Annotated in this window: 14 protein-coding genes and 1 pseudogene; 5 read left to right on the top strand and 10 right to left on the bottom strand. The window is 57.7% G+C overall.

The genetic code is table 11. The features are described 5' to 3' along the window. Nucleotides 1-545 precede the first annotated feature (545 nt). The gene (nhaA, locus tag P5W99_RS37795; RefSeq protein ID WP_434666874.1) at nucleotides 546-1,931 is read right to left on the bottom strand and encodes a Na+/H+ antiporter NhaA; all 1,386 of its coding nucleotides are present in this window, start codon (nucleotides 1,929-1,931) and stop codon (nucleotides 546-548) included. A gap of 145 nt (nucleotides 1,932-2,076) precedes the next feature. Further along, nucleotides 2,077-3,162 carry a mechanosensitive ion channel family protein gene (locus tag P5W99_RS37790; RefSeq protein ID WP_434666871.1) on the bottom strand — a complete coding sequence of 362 codons (1,086 nt, stop codon included), beginning with the start codon at nucleotides 3,160-3,162 and terminating at the stop codon, nucleotides 2,077-2,079. 534 nt (nucleotides 3,163-3,696) lie between these two features. On the opposite strand from P5W99_RS37790, the pseudogene P5W99_RS37785 reads away from it, so the two are divergent. The 3 genes and pseudogenes from P5W99_RS37785 to P5W99_RS37775 all read left to right on the top strand — a co-directional run bounded on the left by P5W99_RS37785 (nucleotide 3,697) and on the right by P5W99_RS37775 (nucleotide 7,828). Beyond that, a pseudogene (locus P5W99_RS37785) lies at nucleotides 3,697-5,078 on the top strand (alpha,alpha-trehalose-phosphate synthase (UDP-forming)). A 314-nt stretch (nucleotides 5,079-5,392) separates the two neighbouring features. Further along, the gene (locus tag P5W99_RS37780; RefSeq protein ID WP_434666868.1) at nucleotides 5,393-6,994 is read left to right on the top strand and encodes a diguanylate cyclase; all 1,602 of its coding nucleotides are present in this window, start codon (nucleotides 5,393-5,395) and stop codon (nucleotides 6,992-6,994) included. Between the two features lie 465 nt (nucleotides 6,995-7,459). After that, nucleotides 7,460-7,828 carry a hypothetical protein gene (locus P5W99_RS37775; RefSeq protein WP_434666865.1) on the top strand — a complete coding sequence of 123 codons (369 nt, stop codon included), beginning with the start codon at nucleotides 7,460-7,462 and terminating at the stop codon, nucleotides 7,826-7,828. A gap of 534 nt (nucleotides 7,829-8,362) precedes the next feature. Here P5W99_RS37775 and P5W99_RS37770 read toward each other — a convergent pair. The 3 genes from P5W99_RS37770 to P5W99_RS37760 form a co-directional block, all read right to left on the bottom strand. Further along, a complete protein-coding gene (locus tag P5W99_RS37770) occupies nucleotides 8,363-8,701 on the bottom strand; it encodes a type II toxin-antitoxin system RelE/ParE family toxin (RefSeq protein WP_434666862.1) in 339 nt (112 codons plus the stop codon). Further along, nucleotides 8,701-8,985, bottom strand: a complete 285-nt coding sequence (locus tag P5W99_RS37765) for a type II toxin-antitoxin system Phd/YefM family antitoxin (protein ID WP_213309276.1) — start codon at nucleotides 8,983-8,985, stop codon at nucleotides 8,701-8,703. Before P5W99_RS37765 ends, P5W99_RS37770 begins: the two co-directional genes overlap by 1 nt. Before the next feature lie 293 nt (nucleotides 8,986-9,278). Then, complete coding sequence (locus P5W99_RS37760) at nucleotides 9,279-9,599, bottom strand: hypothetical protein (protein WP_434666858.1); 321 nt, start codon at nucleotides 9,597-9,599, stop codon at nucleotides 9,279-9,281. Nucleotides 9,600-9,920: 321 nt separating this feature from the next. Here P5W99_RS37760 and P5W99_RS37755 point away from each other — a divergent pair, with 321 nt between their 5' ends. Together P5W99_RS37755 and P5W99_RS37750 are read left to right on the top strand one after the other, a co-directional pair. Then, a complete protein-coding gene (locus P5W99_RS37755; protein ID WP_434666855.1) occupies nucleotides 9,921-10,157 on the top strand; it encodes a phosphatidylserine/phosphatidylglycerophosphate/cardiolipin synthase in 237 nt (78 codons plus the stop codon). A gap of 205 nt (nucleotides 10,158-10,362) precedes the next feature. Then, nucleotides 10,363-13,644, top strand: coding sequence for a metallophosphoesterase (locus P5W99_RS37750; RefSeq protein ID WP_434666852.1), 3,282 nt, complete (start codon nucleotides 10,363-10,365; stop codon nucleotides 13,642-13,644). A gap of 210 nt (nucleotides 13,645-13,854) precedes the next feature. Here the strand turns inward: P5W99_RS37750 and P5W99_RS37745 are convergent, their stop codons facing one another. The 5 genes from P5W99_RS37745 to P5W99_RS37725 all read right to left on the bottom strand — a co-directional run bounded on the left by P5W99_RS37745 (nucleotide 13,855) and on the right by P5W99_RS37725 (nucleotide 19,311). Further along, on the bottom strand, nucleotides 13,855-14,931 hold the full coding sequence (locus P5W99_RS37745) for a tyrosine-type recombinase/integrase (RefSeq protein ID WP_434666849.1): 1,077 nt from the start codon (nucleotides 14,929-14,931) through the stop codon (nucleotides 13,855-13,857). Nucleotides 14,932-15,016: 85 nt separating this feature from the next. Further along, on the bottom strand, nucleotides 15,017-15,589 hold the full coding sequence (locus tag P5W99_RS37740) for a hypothetical protein (protein ID WP_007180433.1): 573 nt from the start codon (nucleotides 15,587-15,589) through the stop codon (nucleotides 15,017-15,019). 76 nt (nucleotides 15,590-15,665) lie between these two features. Then, a complete protein-coding gene (locus tag P5W99_RS37735) occupies nucleotides 15,666-15,929 on the bottom strand; it encodes a hypothetical protein (RefSeq protein WP_007180432.1) in 264 nt (87 codons plus the stop codon). Next, a complete protein-coding gene (locus P5W99_RS37730; RefSeq protein ID WP_156903410.1) occupies nucleotides 15,926-16,288 on the bottom strand; it encodes a hypothetical protein in 363 nt (120 codons plus the stop codon). The genes P5W99_RS37735 and P5W99_RS37730 overlap by 4 nt, the downstream gene beginning before the upstream one ends. Then, entirely contained in the window at nucleotides 16,285-19,311 is a 3,027-nt protein-coding gene (locus P5W99_RS37725) for a Tn3 family transposase (protein WP_007181927.1), read from the bottom strand. The genes P5W99_RS37730 and P5W99_RS37725 overlap by 4 nt, the downstream gene beginning before the upstream one ends. Between the last annotated feature and the right edge of the window lie 104 nt (nucleotides 19,312-19,415).

Below are 19,415 nucleotides of genomic sequence, written 5' to 3'. Positions count from 1 at the left end.
TTTTCGCGCTCGCAGCATGTGAAATCTCCGCTGCAACGGGCGATGCGTTAACGCGCCGGCGTTCCAGTTTATGCGCCCACGAAGAGCCGCGAGCGACCACACTCAGTGAGCGCGGTCCGCATTGGCATCGCCCAGATTTAATCGAGCGCAACCCTGTAGAAGAGCCAGATAGCGACGGGGAACCGAGCGCCTCTCATAGAATTCGACAACAGTTCCATGACTCCCATGCTCCAGTCGTGCCCCGAATGGAATCCCCCTGAAGTAGGAGCGCGCAGTGATATGCACCACTCCTCGCGATGACGTCGTAGTCAGGTGTCTTGTCGATTGCTTCCAGTAAGACGCTATGCATTCCGCTACTATCGCCTCCTTCGCATCTGAGAGCGCGCTGAACGCGGGCGCCAGAGAAAAGACGCTCTCCTTGCGCGAGCATGCAACGAGCGCCAGGCAAACGAATAGCGGCGCGATCATGTAGATGGCTTTCAAGCTCTCTCCCACCAGCGGGGCGCTGCCGCGCTGCATGTGGACGGAATTCCCGATTCCGCGTGTTACCCGGCCGCGGTGCGGGCCACCGGCTCTGATGTGTCGTTGCGGAGACGTCTACGGTACACGATGCCCCAGCTCAAGCCGAATATCCCGGCCAAAAGCGAACCGATCAATACACCAAGTTTGGCCACGGCGAGGACGCGAGGATCGTGAAATGCCAGCATAGCAATGAAGACCGACATGGTAAAGCCGACACCCGCTAGAACCGCAACGAGTCCAATGCAGGACCATGTCATGCCCGTGGGCAGCCGGCACAATCCCGACTTAACCAGCAGCCAGCTCACACAGAAAACGCCGAACGGCTTGCCCACCACCAGCCCGAGCACTACGCCGGCAAACACGCAAAGGGACTCCGGCCCCACAAGATCCAGCCCCGCGAAACTCACCCCCGCGTTGGCAAACGCGAAAAGCGGCATGATGCCGTAGGCAACCCACGGATGTAGCGCCCACTGTACCCGCACGACGGGCGGCAGCAACTTGCGCTGCGCGAGCCGCAGCCTCTGCATTGGACTTGCCAGGCAGTCCAGATCACTATTGGCAACGGCGCCCCGATCCGCGACACTACCTGCGGCACGGGCCAATTCGACCAACGCATGCTCCCGCCTTCGGCCCGGCACCACAGGCGTCAAAAGACCGAGCACAACCCCGGCTAGCGTCGGATGCACACCACTCACATGAAGACCGAGCCAGACGAGCGCGCCAGGAAAAATGTACGCGGGCGCCACGCCAACACCCAGGCGCTGCATTGCGAGGACCATCAGAATGCCTGCGGCTGCGACCACGAACCCCACATAGTCGAGACCGGACGAATAGCAGAATGCAATGACCAGTACCGCGATGATGTCGTCCACGATCGCGAGCGTCAGCAGGAAGATTCGCACATTACCAGGGATTGCGCGTCCAAGCAGCGCCAGCACGCCAATCGCAAAGGCGATGTCGGTCGCAGTGGGGACCGCCCATCCGACGACCGTTCCGGAGGAGAAGTTCACCGAAAAATAGACAAGCGCAGGCACGACAACGCCGCCGATCGCCGCGGCAAGGGGCAACATCGCCTGCCTCACATCACTCAGCGATCCCTCGTGAATTTCCCGGCGGATCTCCATGCCGACCACGAGGAAAAACACCGTCATCATTGCATCGTTGATCCAGAAGTGCAGTGGATGGCTGAAGACATACGGACCTGCGCTGAAGACGAGCGGCGTTTCCCAGAGCGCGTGATAAGCATGGGCGAATGGCGAGTTGGCCCAGACGAGTGCAGTGACAGCGGCCATGAGCAGGACGATGCCGCTCGCAGCCTCGATGTGCAAAAAGTGTTCGAGGGCGGTGAAAGCCTTGCGGGCAATTCGTTCGACTGGCGAGAGCTTGAGTGGCTTGGGGTCTCTTTGCATTGGCGTGCGAATTCCTGCGTGGCGGCCCGACCAACGCAGATAGCCTGTCCCGCTGCGCCATGCAGCTAACACCCTTTGCGTATTTTACATGAAGCTCCCCATCACTTCGCCGATCGCACAGTCGCCGGCCACGGTCCAGCCGCTGTCAGTGAGCGCAAGCGGGCTGTTCAGCTTCTTTCTCGCCCGGTGCTTGAGCGATGTATATCGTCCGTGACGGAAATGCAAAGCCCAGCCCGAGCTCGTGCGTAAATTCCATCACGCCGAGGTTGATCTTCTGCTGGATGTCCATGTAAAGGTTGTATCCCGGATCAGTGACGTAATACACCACCTCAAACGTCAGGTCGCTCGCCCCAAATCCCTTGAAGTGTGCCCGGTCAAAGCGGGTCGATCCCGCTGCCTCGACCACCTGCTTTACCCGCTCCGGCACCCGGCGCAATTGCTCCGGCGTGGCTTCGTACGTAAGGCCGAAAGTAAATACGATGCGCCGTTCGGTCATGCGCTTGTAGTTGTTGATCACATTCTTCAGCAACCCGGTATTACCGCAGATGATCTCCTGTCCGCTGATACTGCGAATACGCGTGGTTTTCAGGCCAATGTATTCGACCGTGCCCGCCACCTCTCCAAAAGTAACGAAATCGCCAATCTCAAACGGCTTGTCCAGCCCGATAGCCAGCGATGCGAAGAGATCGCTAAGAATGTTTTGAACGGCCAGTGCCACGGCTACGCCACCCACGCCCAGACTGGCGACGAACGCGGTGATGTTCACGCCCATGTTGGCCAGCATCGCCAGCAGCAGCACCGACCACAGCAAGGCGCGCAATACCCACGCCGTCATGGTGGTCAGCACGGGGTTATGCGCAAGCGTCCTCCGCACGCGATGATGCGTCCACAGCCCCACACCACGGTTGAGCCATAGCGCGAGCTGCAAACCTACGACGAGGAACCAGAGTCTGTCGATCCTGTTGCTCCAGACTGGCGTGAGCATAAGAAGCTGCGTACCCAAGAGCACCGCGGCGGCGAAGAGCAGCACATGACGTGTGCCGCGCAGCACTTCGACGAACGCGTCATCGACCCACGTTGACGTGCGTTTGGACCATGCGTCGAGTCGTGCAACGGCTATCCTGAGCAACAAGCCTAGCATCAGATAGCCGATGGCAGTCGCTGCCAGCGCGTAGCACCAGCGAGTCGCAGGAATACCGAGAAAGAAATTGAGGTCCAGCCAGCTTTTCATTGTTTCCCCGTGAATCTTGTCAATGAATGCACTGCATATAGCTGCAATGCAAGCCCGATTGGGCGGTTCTCGGGACCAAAGGTTCCCCAGCGATCGGGCGCAATGTTACCGATTAAGAAGCCCGCCGATGCTGCCGTTACAGGCGTAGCAAATTGGATACCCGCTTGATCATGATGAAGCGCCAGATGCGATCATGTCACGCTGTGATAACATAAATGCATAGCAATAGACCACCCTGTCATCGACCATCGAATTGAGAGACTATGCAGTAGCAAACGAGGGTGGGCGGAACGCACGCGTTGCAATTCGCTGGCGATCGCAGCTTCTGCGCTGCGTCTGCACGACACAATCCGGGTGCTTATCGGCCCCTGGTCTTGGACGATGCGCCCGATGATACGGGCATGCATGGTCGCAGGAAGAGAGCGCTTGAATCAGGAGCACGCCTGACCGTCGCGCAAATTGCTCCGTCAACCGCCGGTGCCTAGTCAGCACGGGGTCAGCAATGATTACACATTCAAAAATGCAGGAGACCCCATGAGCCGCATAGTCGTAGTGTCAAATCGCGTTGCGGATCCTAACAAGCCGGCCGCCGGAGGACTCGCGGTAGCAGTCAAAGAGTGCCTCCAGCGCACAGGCGGGCTCTGGTTCGGGTGGAGCGGACGCCTCGTGGAAAGAACTGACACTGACAGCCGGCATACGCGCACAAGTATCCAGACGAGCGGCAACATCCAGCTCGCTACGATCGACCTCGATCGCCAGCAGTACGAAACGTATTACGGTGGATATTCGAACAATGTACTTTGGCCGGTATTTCATTACCGCCTCGATCTGGCGCAGTTCGACAAAGGTTTCGCCGCTGGCTATCGTCAGGTTAATCAGTTGTTCGCGCAGCAGCTTTTCCGTCTTCTCCGGCCAGAGGATATTATCTGGGTCCACGATACCATCTGATTCCCATTGCCGCGGAGCTTCGTGCGCTGGGCTGCGCAAACCGCATCGGGTTCTTCCTGCATATCCCCGTCCCACCCCCGTTGATTATTGCTGCCATCCCCGAGCATGAATGGCTGATGCGGTCTTTGTTCAGTTATGACCTCGTCGGCGTTCAGGCAAAGTCGGATCTGACTCATCTCGTGCGCTACATGGAATCGGAGGCACGCGCCGAACGTCCACGCGATGGAGTTTTGCAAGCCTTCGGTCGCGAGTTGCGCGTCGGCGCGTTCCCGATCGGCATCGACGTCGATGAATTCGTCGCACTTGCGGACGCTCGCGACGGCAAGGACATGTATGCAACCATGCGCGACGAGTATTCGCGCCGTGAATTGCTCATAGGCGTTGACAGGCTCGATTACTCAAAAGGATTGCCTCAACGAGTTCAGGCATTTCGGGCACTGCTCGATGGATATCCAGAGAACCGCAGTCGGGCAACACTGATCCAGATCGCGGCACCGAGTCGCGAGGACGTCAACGCATATGATGAACTGCGCCTGGAAATGGACAGCCTTTGCGGCGCAATCAACGGCGATTATGGCGAACTCGACTGGATGCCGATACGGTATATCCGTCGCAGCGTCGCCCGGCGCCGCCTGCCGGGACTGTATCGGGCGAGCCGGGTCGCAATGGTCACTCCGTTGCGCGATGGCATGAACCTCGTCGCCAAGGAGTTCCTCGCCGCCCAGGACCCGGGCGATCCAGGTGTACTCGTTCTTTCCCGATTCGCCGGCGCTGCTGAGCAACTGACGCAAGCATTGCATGTCAACCCTTACGACATCCAGGGTATCGCTCAGGCAACGCAGCGAGCGCTGACGATGCCTCTTGAGGAGCGGGTAAGCCGCCATGCAGCGCTCATGGATTCGATACGACGTTATGACGTGCATTGGTGGCGTGCAACATTCCTCGATGAGTTGCAACGGACAGCCTGAGACGCACACGCGGCACGGAGATGTTATACGTCTCCTGTACTACTCCTCGGAAGCGAAGCGTTCGTTGCACCGATCGGCTGGTGCTCGCTCGCTGTACGAGAGAGAGTACAGGTCGGTGTTACGCTGGGACCAACGCACGTCGTTTCGCTACGCAGTTGGACGGATGCCGATGCTGCCTGATATAAAGGCCGCCCGAACACTGGCAAACGGATGATTTGAAACGTTTTTGCTGTAGCCTGCTACGGAAATCATTCGAGAAGCCACTTGCGCGGACGCGGAAGAAAGGCACATCGAAATCCGGAGACCGCCGCATCATGCATCAGCCACGTTTGTTCAGGCTCGACCTGCATCGCCTGATTCTGGGGCTTGCGCTCCTCACCGCCCTTGCCACGTTAGCCAATGGGCTGATCGCGACGAGGCGCGTGCAGCGGGAAGTTCTCATTGGCAATGCGATCGAGTCGAATCGCGCATATGCGGAGAAAGTTGCTTCGAGCATCGATGGCTTTTTGCGCGATGCCCAGCGGCGATTGGCATATAGCTCCGGCCTGCTCGGCAAGCACTTCGATGACGCGCTACTTCGCCGCGCAGAAGCACAAAGGCTGCAGGCGCAGGATATGGCGTTCAACTCCGTTGCGATCGTCGATGATCACGGACGCATACTGGATGCACTCCCCGACACACTGGAACTTGGTGGTCAAATGATTACTTTGCCGGGTGAGACAGAGGCTTTAGCTGCACGTCGACCGCTTGTCAGCCAGGCCTTCAATTCGACGGCTGGACATCTCATGGTGCTCATCTCATATCCGATCATTTCGGGACGCAACACGTATTGTGGGTTCGTGGGCGGCTCCATCTATCTCCGTGATGCGGGGGTTCTTCACACGCTGATAGCACGACATTTTTATCGGGACGAGCCACGTGTCTATATCTTCGACGCCAACCGGCACCTGTTGTACGCACCCGATCAGGCGCGGCTTGGTACCAGACTCGGAAGAAGCCATGTTGTTGATGAAGTGCTGGCCGGGAAAAGCGGAGGCCAGCTTGTTTCGAACGCCAAGGGACTCCAAATGGTCACAGGATATGCGTCAATTTCTGCCGCAAATTGGGGCGTTGTCGTGGAATTACCCGTTGACGCGGTTGTTGCGCCACTCGACCAACTCCTTCTCAAAACACTGCTGAGTTCAGCGCCGCTCGGATTGCTTGGGATTCTCGCGATCTGGTTATTTTCGTCAACGATCACACGCCCGCTCGAGGAGCTGGCAAGAAGCGCGAACGCTGCGCCCTCTACCGGTATCCTGGAGCATGTCCGAAAGATTGATGCCTGGTACGTTGAGGCGGAAAACATTCGACGGGCGTTACTTGCCAGTTTTGCCGTGACACAAGAGACACTGAGCCGATTGAGTCAGGCAGCGCAGACTGATCCGCTAACCGGGCTGTTCAATCGCCGGGCACTCAATGACACGCTCAAGTTGCTGGAAGAGAGGCGTCAATCTTTCTCGGTACTGGCGATCGACATCGATCATTTCAAGCGGATAAACGACGCGCACGGGCACGATTTAGGGGATCACGCACTGATCAATCTGGCCCGCCTCATTCGTGAAACCTTGCGACATGAAGACTTCGCCTGCCGCATTGGCGGCGAAGAATTTCTGGTGATTTTGCCGGATATGTCGATCAAGGACGCGGTAGCCATGGCAGGGCGACTTCGCCAACGGGTAGAACAGGCAAGCACGATCCCATTCGAAAAACTCACGATCTCGGTGGGCGTGACCGTTTGGCCCTTCAACGGCTCTACGCCAGCGGACGCATTGAGGCTCGCGGATCGCCTGATGTATCGCGCCAAGCGGCTCGGTCGAAACAGGGTCGAAGCCATTTCCGACCTAGTGCCGGGTATTGATCAAAATTTCTGCGAGTGAGCTCGTGCCATGCTACCCGTCAGCAGCATGGCACGAGCGTCTGCAGGGCCGTGGGCGTCATTGCTCGCGAGCTGACGAGGCACCCAATACTGCGCATTTTCCGTGATAGCGCGGCTGATGCGCAAGCACATTTCGCTTGTCCATCGGCAATGTGTCGATGTCTATTCCGAGGAACGATGCGATCCGCGAACGGGCGAAAAATGGTGCGCGCATATGAAGTAGTCGTCGGTGCAAGCAATTTTGTTACCACTAGACGGCCGGAAATTAGCGGCTGCCACGACCATCGGGAACAAAATTGCTTGCAAACAGTTCAAGCAAAATTGTTCCTTCGGCCGACAGTTCAAGCAATTTTGTATCCTTTTCAACGCTGCGGCCGATCTTCGCCTTGCATTCCTGCGAAAGCGCTCTATGGTCCTATAGGCATCTGCCCCTTGGCTGTTGGCGAGCGGGGGCTATGGAGCGTCCATGGAAGCAGGCGACGTTGACGACAGCCTTTACTGCTCCACCCGGACGATGGGCAGGCGAACTATCGACACGTCGCAGTGGGCCAGTCCCGATGAGGGTGCGCTCGAAGGCAGCCGGCGAGCGTTGTATTTTGCGAGAAAGGAAGCGGTCTCGCTGTATCTTTCCGGTGCAACCGCCGACACCATTAAGCACCTTACCTCACTTGGCGCAAAACAGGCGTCGGTGCAAGCAATTTTGTTACCGCTAGACGGCCGGAAATTAGCGGCTATGACGGCCGTTGGGAACAAAATTGCTTGCAAAAATTTCAAGCAAAATTGTTCCATCGGCCGACAGATCAAGCGATTTTGTATCCTTTTCGGCGCCGCGTAGGTCAACGGCGCCGAGACAAACAAGAATGCCGTTCCAGACGATGAGCATGCGGCAACACCTCGGGGATCGTCACCGGCTCGGCGTAGCCGTGCTAATGATCTATCTGCGTTATCCAGCAGCGTACAGTGTACTGGCTGCTCACCGAGCCGCTGACCGATGAGCGCGACGCGCCGGAAAGCTCACGCGTGGTCGCCAGAGAACAAAATTACTTGCAAAACGGGAACAAATTTGCTTGAACCAACGGCAGGCCAAGATAATCTCCCAAGGAACAAATTTAACATAATTAACATGATCGCAGGTTGCTAAGGAATACTGAGTAAATTCTCGCGGTTCGGTGTCAAATTGAGCTTCAAATCGGTTTGCCAATGACCCGATTGCTAACTGTCGAACGGGTAGGAGAGGGCCGCCAGCACGCCAGCCGCCACACCATCCACACTTGTCCTCTTCAGCCCGGTGACGCCATACTTCTCGCGGGGTCGTTTCTCGTTTGCAATTGCCCCCAACCAGCGGACAATTGTTGCGTCATCCTGACGCTTACATGAGTCGAAGGACGATCCTCTGGAGCATGGCCGGCAGGTCGCGTCGTGTATCGACCACGAGGTGAATGAAAACGGTGTCGTCCCGCACCTGGTAGATGATCCGGTTCTTGCCGGACAGGGCCTGCCGGAAACGCTCATCGACGAAGCCTTCGAGTTCGGCAGGCATGTGGTCACTGTCGGGATACCGGCGAATCTGCGTGATGGTTTCCTGAATCTGCGCCGATGTCTGACGCCAGGTTTCCCATCCGAAGGTGCGGACAATGTAACTTCTCAGTTCGTCCATGCCGATCCGCGCGGTCGGCAGGACGCGGTACTTCAGCAGCGGGGCCGGCATCAGCGAAGTTTTTCCTGGCGGTCGAGTTCGTTGAGCTCCGCGAAGAAGTCGTCGCCGTCGACGTGGTCATCGCGCTCGATCTGTTTCTGGCCAATGGCCAGGATCTTCAGCAGCGCAATGGTCTGCTGGGTCGCTTCGTAGGTTCGCACGTCCTGGACCACGAGTTTCGCCTCGCCGTTCTGCGTGATGATGAGCGGCTCCCCCGAGTCGGTGAGGTCCTTGACGATCTGGGCGGCTTCGCTCTTGAGGTAGCTGATCGGCTTGACGTGATCGGCGAGGTGCATGGGGCGCTCCGTTGGGGTCAAACAGGACTGAATATAGACCGTTATCGGTCAGATCGCAACGGGTTACGAGACTGACGGTCGACGCTATTTGACATAATGCAATTTGCCAACGTTTTGGGGACACATCATCCGCGCCCGCTGAACACCTTCGAAAGTGCGCAGACACGACGTACTACCCGGCAGCCGCGATGAACGCGACCGGAAAGCGCGCTCAGGTCGTCCGATCCCGTAGCATCTGGAGAGCAGACCCGGCGCGCGGCTGCGTATTTTGTACCTTTCGCCCTCAGGCGACTTCAGTCCGGATGGAGCGCGCTCTGCAGACGCGGCGCGAGTGCGTCGAGATACTGATCAACGATCGGATCACGTTTGGCCATCGGCGCCCGCTGTCCAACTTCCGGCGACCACTGAACTACCGCCGCCGCCTCATTGATCACGTCGAGCAATTCCGGCAATGCGATGTTCGGATATCGCTCATCGAGCTGGCCGGTGCGCACAACGTAGCGGACCAGCATCGGCGAGGCAAAGCCGGTTGTCATCAGATCCATCGGGTCTTCCACTGCACCCAGCTGGGCGAAGGACATGCGTTTCACTTCTTCGAAGGAGTATTGCTCCATATGCCCTCAAGGGATGACGTCCGCACTGGGCCGGAAAGCTAGTGTCACCCGGCCGGCTTGCTTCTTCAAGCCGTTGCCGAGATTTGATAGTCTAAATCGGCCTGCCGGGACAGACGAAGCGGCGGGCGCTGCTTGACGCGACAATTGAATCCAGGGTCGACAGCGCACCTCGATCACTTTCCGAGATGGCTGATCATTGCGCTCGTGCTAGGATTATTTCCCCAACAAGGGGGAAACGCGATGGCAGTGCACGCGATAACAGCGGTTCGGATGGACGGGAACTCGGGAAGGGTCACACACGTGCTTTGGGGGCAGGTGTCCGTGAGCGGAGACCAATTTGAGGTCGCTCCGCACGCATCGCCCGTATTCGAAGTGGTAGACGCATTGGCTAAGGGTGACACCGTCGTGACAGTCTTTCCGCTGGATGGACAGCGCGTTGCGGGTCCAGAAGTCCGCCGCGTCGTCGACGAGGCCGGACGCGAAGGCATCGAAATGGTGATCGCTGATTCCGATGCGGGCCGAAGGCTCGCGGACCTGCCACGGCTTGATCACGAATAGGGCGCTCATCGGGGGCTTTGTCGGGCGGAGTTTAACCACCCGCCCTCACGAAGTAACGCCGAAAACTTGGCCCAGACTCAAGTCGCCCGAACACGCGGGTAGGTTGTCGCGCGTTCCGCGTTAGAGGCAGTGTCGGCCATCAAGGAACATCGAGCCAGCACCATCGAATGACTAAATGCTATAGACCTCGCGCAAAGAAAATAAAATGACTCAATCTTTCACCTGGCTTCATCTTTCAGACTTGCATGTAGGACAGGACGGCTATCAATGGCTTTGGCCGAAGGCGAAAACCGCGTTTTTCGATGATCTCCCGTTGCTTTTGGAGAAAAGTGGTCCTTTGGACATGGTCGTTTTTTCCGGTGATCTCACGCAACGAGGCGACGTTAAAGAATTTGAACTTTTGCGAAAACTACTGCATGAGATCTGGGAAGCATTCGACAAACTAGGTAGCTGTCCACAGCTCTTCACCGTTCCTGGAAATCACGATCTCGTACGTCCTGATGCGGACAGCGCGATGACTGTAGCGCTTAATCGATGGTGGTCAGAGCCGGTTGTCGAGACTGCGTTCTGGAAAGATGGAAAGAACGAATACAGACAGCACGTTAATCTTGCATTGACCAACTACACGCAGTGGCATTCTAGTCTCGCCGCAGACGGAATTCCAATCGTCAACGCTAGTCATGGGCTCTTGCCTGGCGACTCAATTGCGACGATCGACACACATGATCTAAAAATCGGGGTTGTCGGACTGAACAGCGCTTTCCTGAACTTGACGAAAGATAGCGCAGAGCAAAAGCTGCTTCTGGATGGCCGACAACTACTTTCACTGACTAATGACGATCCGGTGCGATGGGCAAGCACCCACGATTTGACATTGCTCGTAACTCATCATCCGCCGACGTGGCTACATCCAACGTCTCATCAGAAATTTCTTGAAGAAATATACTCTACCGCAGTCTTCGACGCTCATCTGTACGGGCATATGCACGAGCCAAATGCGGCTTCGAATGCGACCTTCGGAAGTAACCCTCGTCGCTACGTGCAAGCGGCATCGCTTTTCGGGCTTGAGAAGGCTCGAGATGGCAGAGTAACGCGAATGCATGGATATTCTGCTACTCGGGTAGATTTGGGGCAGAGGGAAATGACATGGCGGTATTGGCCACGTACCGCCATGTTGCAGAACGATGGCGATCGAAGTCTCGTTCCAGACTATAAATTCAAGCTTGGTAGTGAACAATGCACGATCGAATCGGCTCTGCGCAAGCGAGGAGATGAAAAATCTCGATCGCAATCGACTGAACTCACACCGACCAGCGGTGTAGATCGGCCCATCACTTTCGACACAGATAAGCCGAACTCCAGAGCTCTGGAGAATGCGCGCTTCGCCCTTTCTCCGGCACCTCAGTACGCTAACGTAATGACCCTTCAACAGGAGATCTGCAAAGCTGCAATCTCGGAGCAGCGTCTGGCATGGATCAGCGCGGAATGGGGAATGAACGCAGAAGGTTTCATCTTCTCAGTTCTAAGAGAGCGTCGACCGGACGACTGTTTTCGCCTCGACGCGAGCAGCTTCGAATCAAGCCAGCAGTTCTTAGGGCAAGTCGCCGAACAGTTAGGCGGCTCCTTTGCTGACTTCTGCAAGGCCTTGGCAGCGAGACCTCAACCGGTTCTGATCCTTGACGACGTCCCCCTTGAAGCTGCCTCCGCAGTGTTGACGTTTTCGCATGTGGTGCTTGACTACTGCGTAGGCTTAACGCTCTTTATCGTCACCCGCGGCACGCCACGTAACACTGTCGATGGTCTTATTCGACTTTCGCCTTTGGATGAGCTTGAGACGCGGAGCTATGTTACAGACCATCCAGCCGCAACGTCCGAAATGGTAGAAGGTGAGGCAATTGAAGCGATTTATCGGTTTTCGGAAGGAGTCCCTCTCGATATCGATCGCGCCATCCGCAGGCTTCGTATCGTGAGCATTGAGGATCTCGGAAGTGCTGGATTTCTGGAGGAAGGTACGGCCCGAGCGGCGCCCGAATTCCCCGCAGGTTTGGTGAAGGCTGTTTCGAGCGTTGCGCAAGCCGCCAACCCATTCGTTCAGCGAGCACTGTATCTGCTAAAGATTCTTACCGTTTTGCCGTTGGGGGAATCGATTCGCAGGCTCAAGCACTTCGATCAGCAAATCCCTTTGTTTGATGAACAGGCAGAAGAACTGCTCGACAGGAACCTCGTTGAGGTTCGTGCTGCTAGCGTAAGTATTTCAGGTCAAGCAGCAAGCGAACGAAAAAAAATCCTGGTTGCGCCACGGCCGGTGCGGGACTACGTTCGCACGTTGATGTCTGCAGAAGAAGAGGAATTTCTCACGAACAAGGCGATGGATCTCTACTTCGGCGAGCAATGGCGACTTGGAGAGCCAAAATTCAAGAAATCGGATAGCGGATCTGTGACAGAAGAGGGTACGGTGCTTCACAATCCGCATACGATTTTAGTAAAGATGTTGGACACTGCTGTCTTGAAACGAAAGAAAGATGTGGTCGACAAGGTAGTGTCGCTTTGCTCGGGCTACGTTGCCGCCCTCGTCAAAGCTGACCACTTCCGAGCCGGAATGGTAGTGAGCCGAGACATCCTAAGACTTTTGCCTGAAGACTGCGCGCAAGCGGTTAAACAAGGGTTTGAGTTGCAATTGGCGAAATGTCTACGCATGACGCATTCCACCGATGAAGCTCTAGATATCCTTCGCAGACTCAGAGACTCGAAGTGGGACAAGAAACATCGGGAGCAAGTGCTGATCAATCTTGCACTCGGTCTTGAGAGCAAGAATAGCCCCGAAGCAGTCACGATTGCCGGCGAGATTCTTGAACTTAAAACTGATTCAAACGCTCAATGGCAGGCCAAGGGGATCATTCTTTCGGCGGAAAATTCCCCCGACAAGACTGCCCGACTTTTGAAACTCGAGGTTGACGCGCGAAACAATGGAGCGACAATGACGGCGAACAACCTCGCCCTCGACAGAGCTTCTAATCTTGCCGATACAGATTCGGCTCAAGACGTCCTTCGTCAGGTAGCCAGGACTTCAGCCGAAACAGGAGATTTATATACAAGCTTTCGAGCTATCGTGGATGGTGCTAACTTGATGTTAAATAGTGGCGGCATTGCATCGACAAGTCAGGTACGCCAACTCATCGCGGCCTACCAGTATTTCTACAGCCAGCGTAACGCTGACAACTTGTTCACGAAAACTCACCGAGCCTTATGGGGAGTCTTTGAGAAGCGTGCGGACACGCGTAGCCTGTTACGGTTATTCCGCAATAGTTCATTTATCTGGAGATTGAACGAGCGCGAAAGCCAAGAGGCGATCTACATCAAGCGGTTGATAAATGCGGCCAAACATATCAGTGGAGAAAACATGCTTCTTACCGATTCCGATACGGCTTATTTTATTCTTCGCTTGCGACATACGGCTGAAGGAGTTTCCGCGATAGATGAGACATGAATATTCCCGAAGAGATACGCGTTTCATAGCCTGATGCAGCGGTCGCGGTCGCGGTCGCGGGCACGCGCAAGGGCGAGCGGCTGTCGCTCGCGTCCAGCCCCGCCTCGACAGGGGACGACCGGGCGAAGCTGCGGGCCGCCGCGCGCCATCGGGCGCAACGTGATCGTCCGCGGTGACCGGCATGGCGCAAAGTGCGCACAGGGAGCGTCGTCAATCCGCGTCCGTGCCGCTTCCTGCGGGCGGTCCTTTTGGTGGTCCTTCTGCCTGTCCCCAGTCCATCCGGTGACGGTTCACAGTCTCCCGGTGTCGCGCATCGTCTTCCGTGTGCAGATACAGGCTGGTCGTGTTCAGCGACACGTGCCCGAGATTGTCACGGATCGTGCGCAGGTCGACGCCACCATCGGCCTGGTGCGAACCGGCGGTGTGCCGCAGCCAGTGCGCCGAGGCCCGGTCGAGCTCGTCGGCGCGATCGGCGAACTCCGGGCCCCTCGAGCGCAGCCACGCGGCCGCACCGGCGAATACCGCCTTGATGGCGTCGTGCACCGCGGAGCGCGACAGGCAGCGCGCCGTGCCCCGGAACGGCAGGATGAGGGGTGTTTCTTCGGCCCGGGTGGGCAGGGCGGCCAGGTTGTTCGCGGTCCGGTACCGGCGCAACTCGGCGATCAGCTCGGGCGACGCGGGCACGATGCGTTCCTTGTCGCCTTTGCCCACCGTTTCCAGCCACCACTGGTCCTGGCCGTCGGCGCCGAGACGCCGGAAGAAGTGGCCCATCTGGCCGCCCGCAACTTCCGAGATGCGCATGCCCTGCAGGTAAAACAATGTCGTGAGCCAGCGGCAGCGCGCCGTGTAAGCCCGTTGCGCCACGGATTCCTGTGGCAGCTGCGCGACAAAGGCCTTGACCTCGTCCCACAGCGAGACCGGCAGATAGCGCGTCACGCGCGGCGCCGAACGCTTCGCGCGCTGCCGCAGGAGCGCCATGGGGTTGCCGCGCAGATAGCCGGCGTTGACGAGCCAGGTGAACATCGCGTTGAGGATGATGAGCGCCTGGCGCTGGCTGGCCGGCGAAAGCGGCCCGTTGAACGGGCGCCAGCGGACGTCGCCGCGCGGATATTTGCCGCCGCGGCTGCCGTCGTCCCGGACCGACACCCAGCGGCTGGCCGGCTGCGGGTCGGTGAGAAACACCTTGAACCGCAGCAGATCCTCGTGCGTGAGCGACGACAGCGGCTTGCCGAGCTGGGGATCTACGCCGGAACCCCAGAAAATTCCGTCGTTCCACATTGTGAACATTAATCGGCTTATTCCAGCCGAAGAATGTTGGAGCGACGTCCGGTGAGTGACATGACGGTCTCGGTCACACGGACCATCAGGACCGTTACGCGGGGCCCAGTTCGATTACATTGTGGGACAGGTCGAGACAATCTTCGCAGTCCCGGCAAACCCAGTGCAGCATCGGCCCGACCGGATCTGGATGGTCGCTGAACGTTGTCAGCGCCGCGTCGTACTGAGCATCGGACGTGCTCGAGCGCAGTATCCGCTCGAGATTAGACTCGATGCTGTCCAGGCTGCATTCACCGATGCCGGACTTGAACACCGTCACACCGCCTGACGGGTTGACCGCGAAGAAGAAAAACGCCTTCGTGTCGACCATGTGCGACAGGATTGTCCTGGCGATGAAGTTGCTCGGATTGATCAGCGCATTGAAGATGCGGTAGCCGTAAAACTCTAAGCCGAAGTGTACGACCTCGAAGTCGTCGGTGCCGCGTATCGAGTGGCCAAAGTTGAAACCGCTGCGTGTTACGTCGTTCGGAATGTCATCCACCGGCCGCAGTGCCAGGCAAGCATAGTGCGTCTGGCCCTCGGCCACGAGTCCCATCGCAAAGCAGGGCGCGCGCTCGGCCAGCAAGGCCTCGACAAAATTCCGGTTCATGCGGAGCGTTGGCAGCATCGGGCATCCTTCATCGTGAATCAAATCAACATTTGCCGACCTGGCTGTGCGGTGCGTCGACGTCGAACATCAAAGGCTATACATCGTCGAGCTCGAACAGCGCGCGATCGGCGGGCCGCGACAGATAATCGTCCATCATCGCGCGGAAATCGGCTTCATCCCACTCGCCGCGATCGACACGCCGCAGCAACGCCTCGCCGGCCAGCATGATCTTTCGCTCGCGATCCGCGCGCGTTTGCTTGACCTGCTGGCGCTGCGCCTTAGCTGCCGCTTTGCGGGCTGTTTTCAGCTCCTGCAGCTTTTCGTCTGTCGCATCGAGACGACGTTTCAGCATGTTCATTCTGGCGTCCTGTTCGAAGAAGCGGTTTGCGCGGGAAACCGGCGCGCCGGCGTGCGCCGGTTCGTTACATTCGCGCCGTACTGTCGCGCCCAGGTGCGTACCGAGGGAGCGATATCGACTAACGTCGGCGGCATGTTCGGCAACACATCCATCGTCCAGCCACCCAGCCGCTTTGGCGCAATATACGCCGGTCGCCAGCTGCCGTCGGCCAGGATATCGATCACGAACAGCGACGTGCCGACGCTCAGTCGCCAGGTGTTGACCACGGCTGGGGGTAAAGGATTACCTGGTTGTGGCATCGTATTCCACCGTAACAGGAATAAGGGATTCCAAGCCAGAACCGCCGAAAATTCGATCACTCCAATTCGAGCCCTGCAATGAGCGCGTCCAGGTCGATTTTGTTGTCGCTTTGAAAAGTGTAGTGCCCGTTCAAAAGGATATGCCGCCAGGCTGCCGGTGATATCTGCGTAAGCCGCGCCAGCGCCTTGGCGTTGCCACTGGCCTCCCATTTCGTCAGTAGATGCGACAGAATCGCCGAGTTGTAAAAAATGATGACGTTGGCGATCAGCCGGGCGCACTGGTTGCTGATCTCGATTTCGATGTCGGTGCGGCCGGTCAATTCCTTCTTGCCGCCGACCTGGGCGATGGTCGAACGAAGCTGATGGTAAGACTCGAGGCGGTTTTGGGAGCGATGCACGTTTCGCTCGAGCTGCGGGTCGCGCAGGTAACGCAACGTGTAGATGGTACGAATGAGCTTATCGAACTCAAAAATCGCGCGACGTGTCGGGTTTTCCTGCGAGTACGTACATAGTTTGCGGATCAGCGAGCCCTGCGTGATCTCTTTGAGGCCCAGCGTGGCGACGATCTGATCGATATTTGTCTTCTCACTGGTGATGAGCTGCCGATCGATTTGTCCGATCGGCTGAATCAGGCATTTCTCGTACAGCGCCGGGTCGTCGATACAATACAATTCCTGCAACTGGTCATCGAGGTTTGTGAAGCGAGGCTCGAAGCGCAACCCGAACCAATACAGGATAGCGAAGTTGGCTTTGTTGATGCTGTGCATGTCGCCGGTGATCGCAGTCGGCACTATATCCGACGTGTTGCGATACCAGATGTCGAACACGTGATGCGCCTCGTACTCGTGCGCGCCGATTAGGTAGCCGTTCAACGGGACATGATTGCACAGCAGCGTGTAGGCGACGACGCCTTTGCCTCGTCCGAAGTATTTGCGCGAGTAACGCGCCTTCACGGTCGGTCGCTCGACGCCGAATTTCTGCCCATCGACGGCGCTGTACAGCGCATCGAGATCGAACGAGTAGTACGGGAAGATCGGCAGCGCGGCGATGGCGTTGCTGATGCAGTCGTTGGCCGCATGCAGCGTCGCCTGACGCAGATACTGCTGGTAGGTGCTATCCAGAACGTGGTACGGAATGTCGCTGGTGCGCGCCATGACATGGTTGCCATGGTTCATTGCCTGAGCGATGATAACCGCCATCAGGCTATCGGCGTCCGCTACCTTCTTCGCGTAGCGCGGCTGCAATGGCGTCAGCGCCGACAGGAACTGGCACTGGCCGTTGACGAAGCGGAACACGTCGGCAACATCGCAGAATGGCAGTTGCTCGTAGAATGCCTGCTCACGCACCTTCTGGTTCTCGGTTTTCGGTTTGCGCCAAATCAGCTTCTGCGTATCCTTGTCGTATTCCAGGTGCGTAAGCTTGCCCTGTTTCAGCTCTCGGTTGAAGGCCAGCCATTGTGCATGCAACTCGGCCGCTAACGCATCGAGTTGGGCATCGATTGGCTGCTGCAGGAACGGGATCTCCATCTGCGCCAGCGCGTCGGCCTTCTCGTTCATCGAAACAAGCTCGTCGGAGAAGTGACGATGTTGCAGACTGTCGTCGAGATAGATCTCTCCCGACTGGAAGCGCTTCCGGATCTGGCGGTACAACCAGAATTCGTAGCGATCGGCGTGCAAACCGGTCGGCTGACCATCAGCGCCGAAGATCAGCAGGTACGGTCGCAGGCGCTTCGGCAGCGTGGCCGCGGGACATTCGGCGAGCGGTCGTTGTGACAGGCGCTGCTGTTTGGCGAAGGCCCCCTTGACCCAAGCCAGCGCCGCGAGCCACGGGTTGTCTGGGGAGGTGCCGACGAAGTCGAGCTCGACGTACAAGGGGCGCAGGTGACGGCGAATACGTTTGGCTAGGCCGTCCACCGCCAACCAGTGTAGTGCCAGTTGACTCAGCGGCTTGACCGTCATGCGTTGCGCCGTGTTTTGTAGCACATCTTTGGCCATGATTTTATAGGCGCGCTGACGCACCTCGCCGAACGGCGTCGGATCGGCTACGCTGTCGTCCACATAGAGCGACAACAGGCGGCCGATCTGCGGCGTTTCCCGATGGCGTTTTACTTGCTCGGCGATGAGTGACTGTTTCGCGCCCGCGCTGCTTTCTTCCTCGAGCTGCTTCATGTGGAAGGCCATCGCATCGACCAGGTTGTCGGTGAGCTGTCGGAAGCGCACCCAGGCGTAACACAGCAGGTAGAGCTGCGCCTGATCCGCCTTCAGGTTGCGCAGGTCGTGGACGGTATAGAAGTTCGCCAGGCTTGCGTAGTACAGCACGTTCTGCTGCGAGATATCCAGCCGGGGCAGCAGCGTCCTGGCGATTTCGTGCAACGGCTGCAGCGTGCCGCGCTTTTCGCGTTCGCGGACCATCTGACGCCAGCCGAAATTCTTGGCATCCTGTTTCAGCGCCGCCAGTTTCGACAGAGTATCATCGCGCACCAGAAGTTGGTCTAGCGCGGTTTGGGTCAATTCGTCCAATACGCCGGTGAGCAGGTCGCCCAGCCGCCGACGTTCGACGGACAGGGCTTCGCTGACTAGCTCTTGCAAGGTCGTGTAGCCGGGCCGGATCATCTTGTGCTCATTGAGCCACACGATGAGCTCGGCGGCGACGAATCCCGGTGTCACGTCGCGACGTACGATCTGCGCGGCCTGCTGCATGAGTTGCGGCAGGAAGGCGGCCACCCACGGTCGATAGCCGTACAGTTCAGCGATCTGTTCGCGCTGGGCGTAGTACTCGTGCCGGGTGATCGGCTTGCGTTCGAACGGCTCGCCGTGGAAATAGCGGCTCAACACGAAATCGTAATCGTCCTCAACCTCGTCCCAATCGAAGCGGAAGAAGGCGTGCTTGGACTTGAAGTAGCCAATCTGCAAGATGCAATAGACCTGCGCGGGTATGGAGGGCCGGCTACTGGCGAGCGCCAGTTCGGATTCGGTCAATGCCAGGTATTCCAGCCGCTGCGCATCGTCGAAATCAGGCAGGCCATACAGGGCTTCCTGTTCGGCGTCGGAAAAGACGCTGAGCAGCTTATTCTTGTTGATCATCGACCATCCTCTCCACGCAACGTCAGATCCTTCAATTTTGTGATATCACGACATGGGGTACGACAGAAATATTGAACTCCCGCATTCTACAGAGATAAGCTTTA

It is taken from the genome of Paraburkholderia sp. A3BS-1L (assembly GCF_051125215.1).
Lineage (GTDB): Bacteria > Pseudomonadota > Gammaproteobacteria > Burkholderiales > Burkholderiaceae > Paraburkholderia.
The sequence above is the reverse complement of the archived record's forward strand: the minus strand, read 5'-3'. Positions and strand labels throughout refer to the sequence as shown.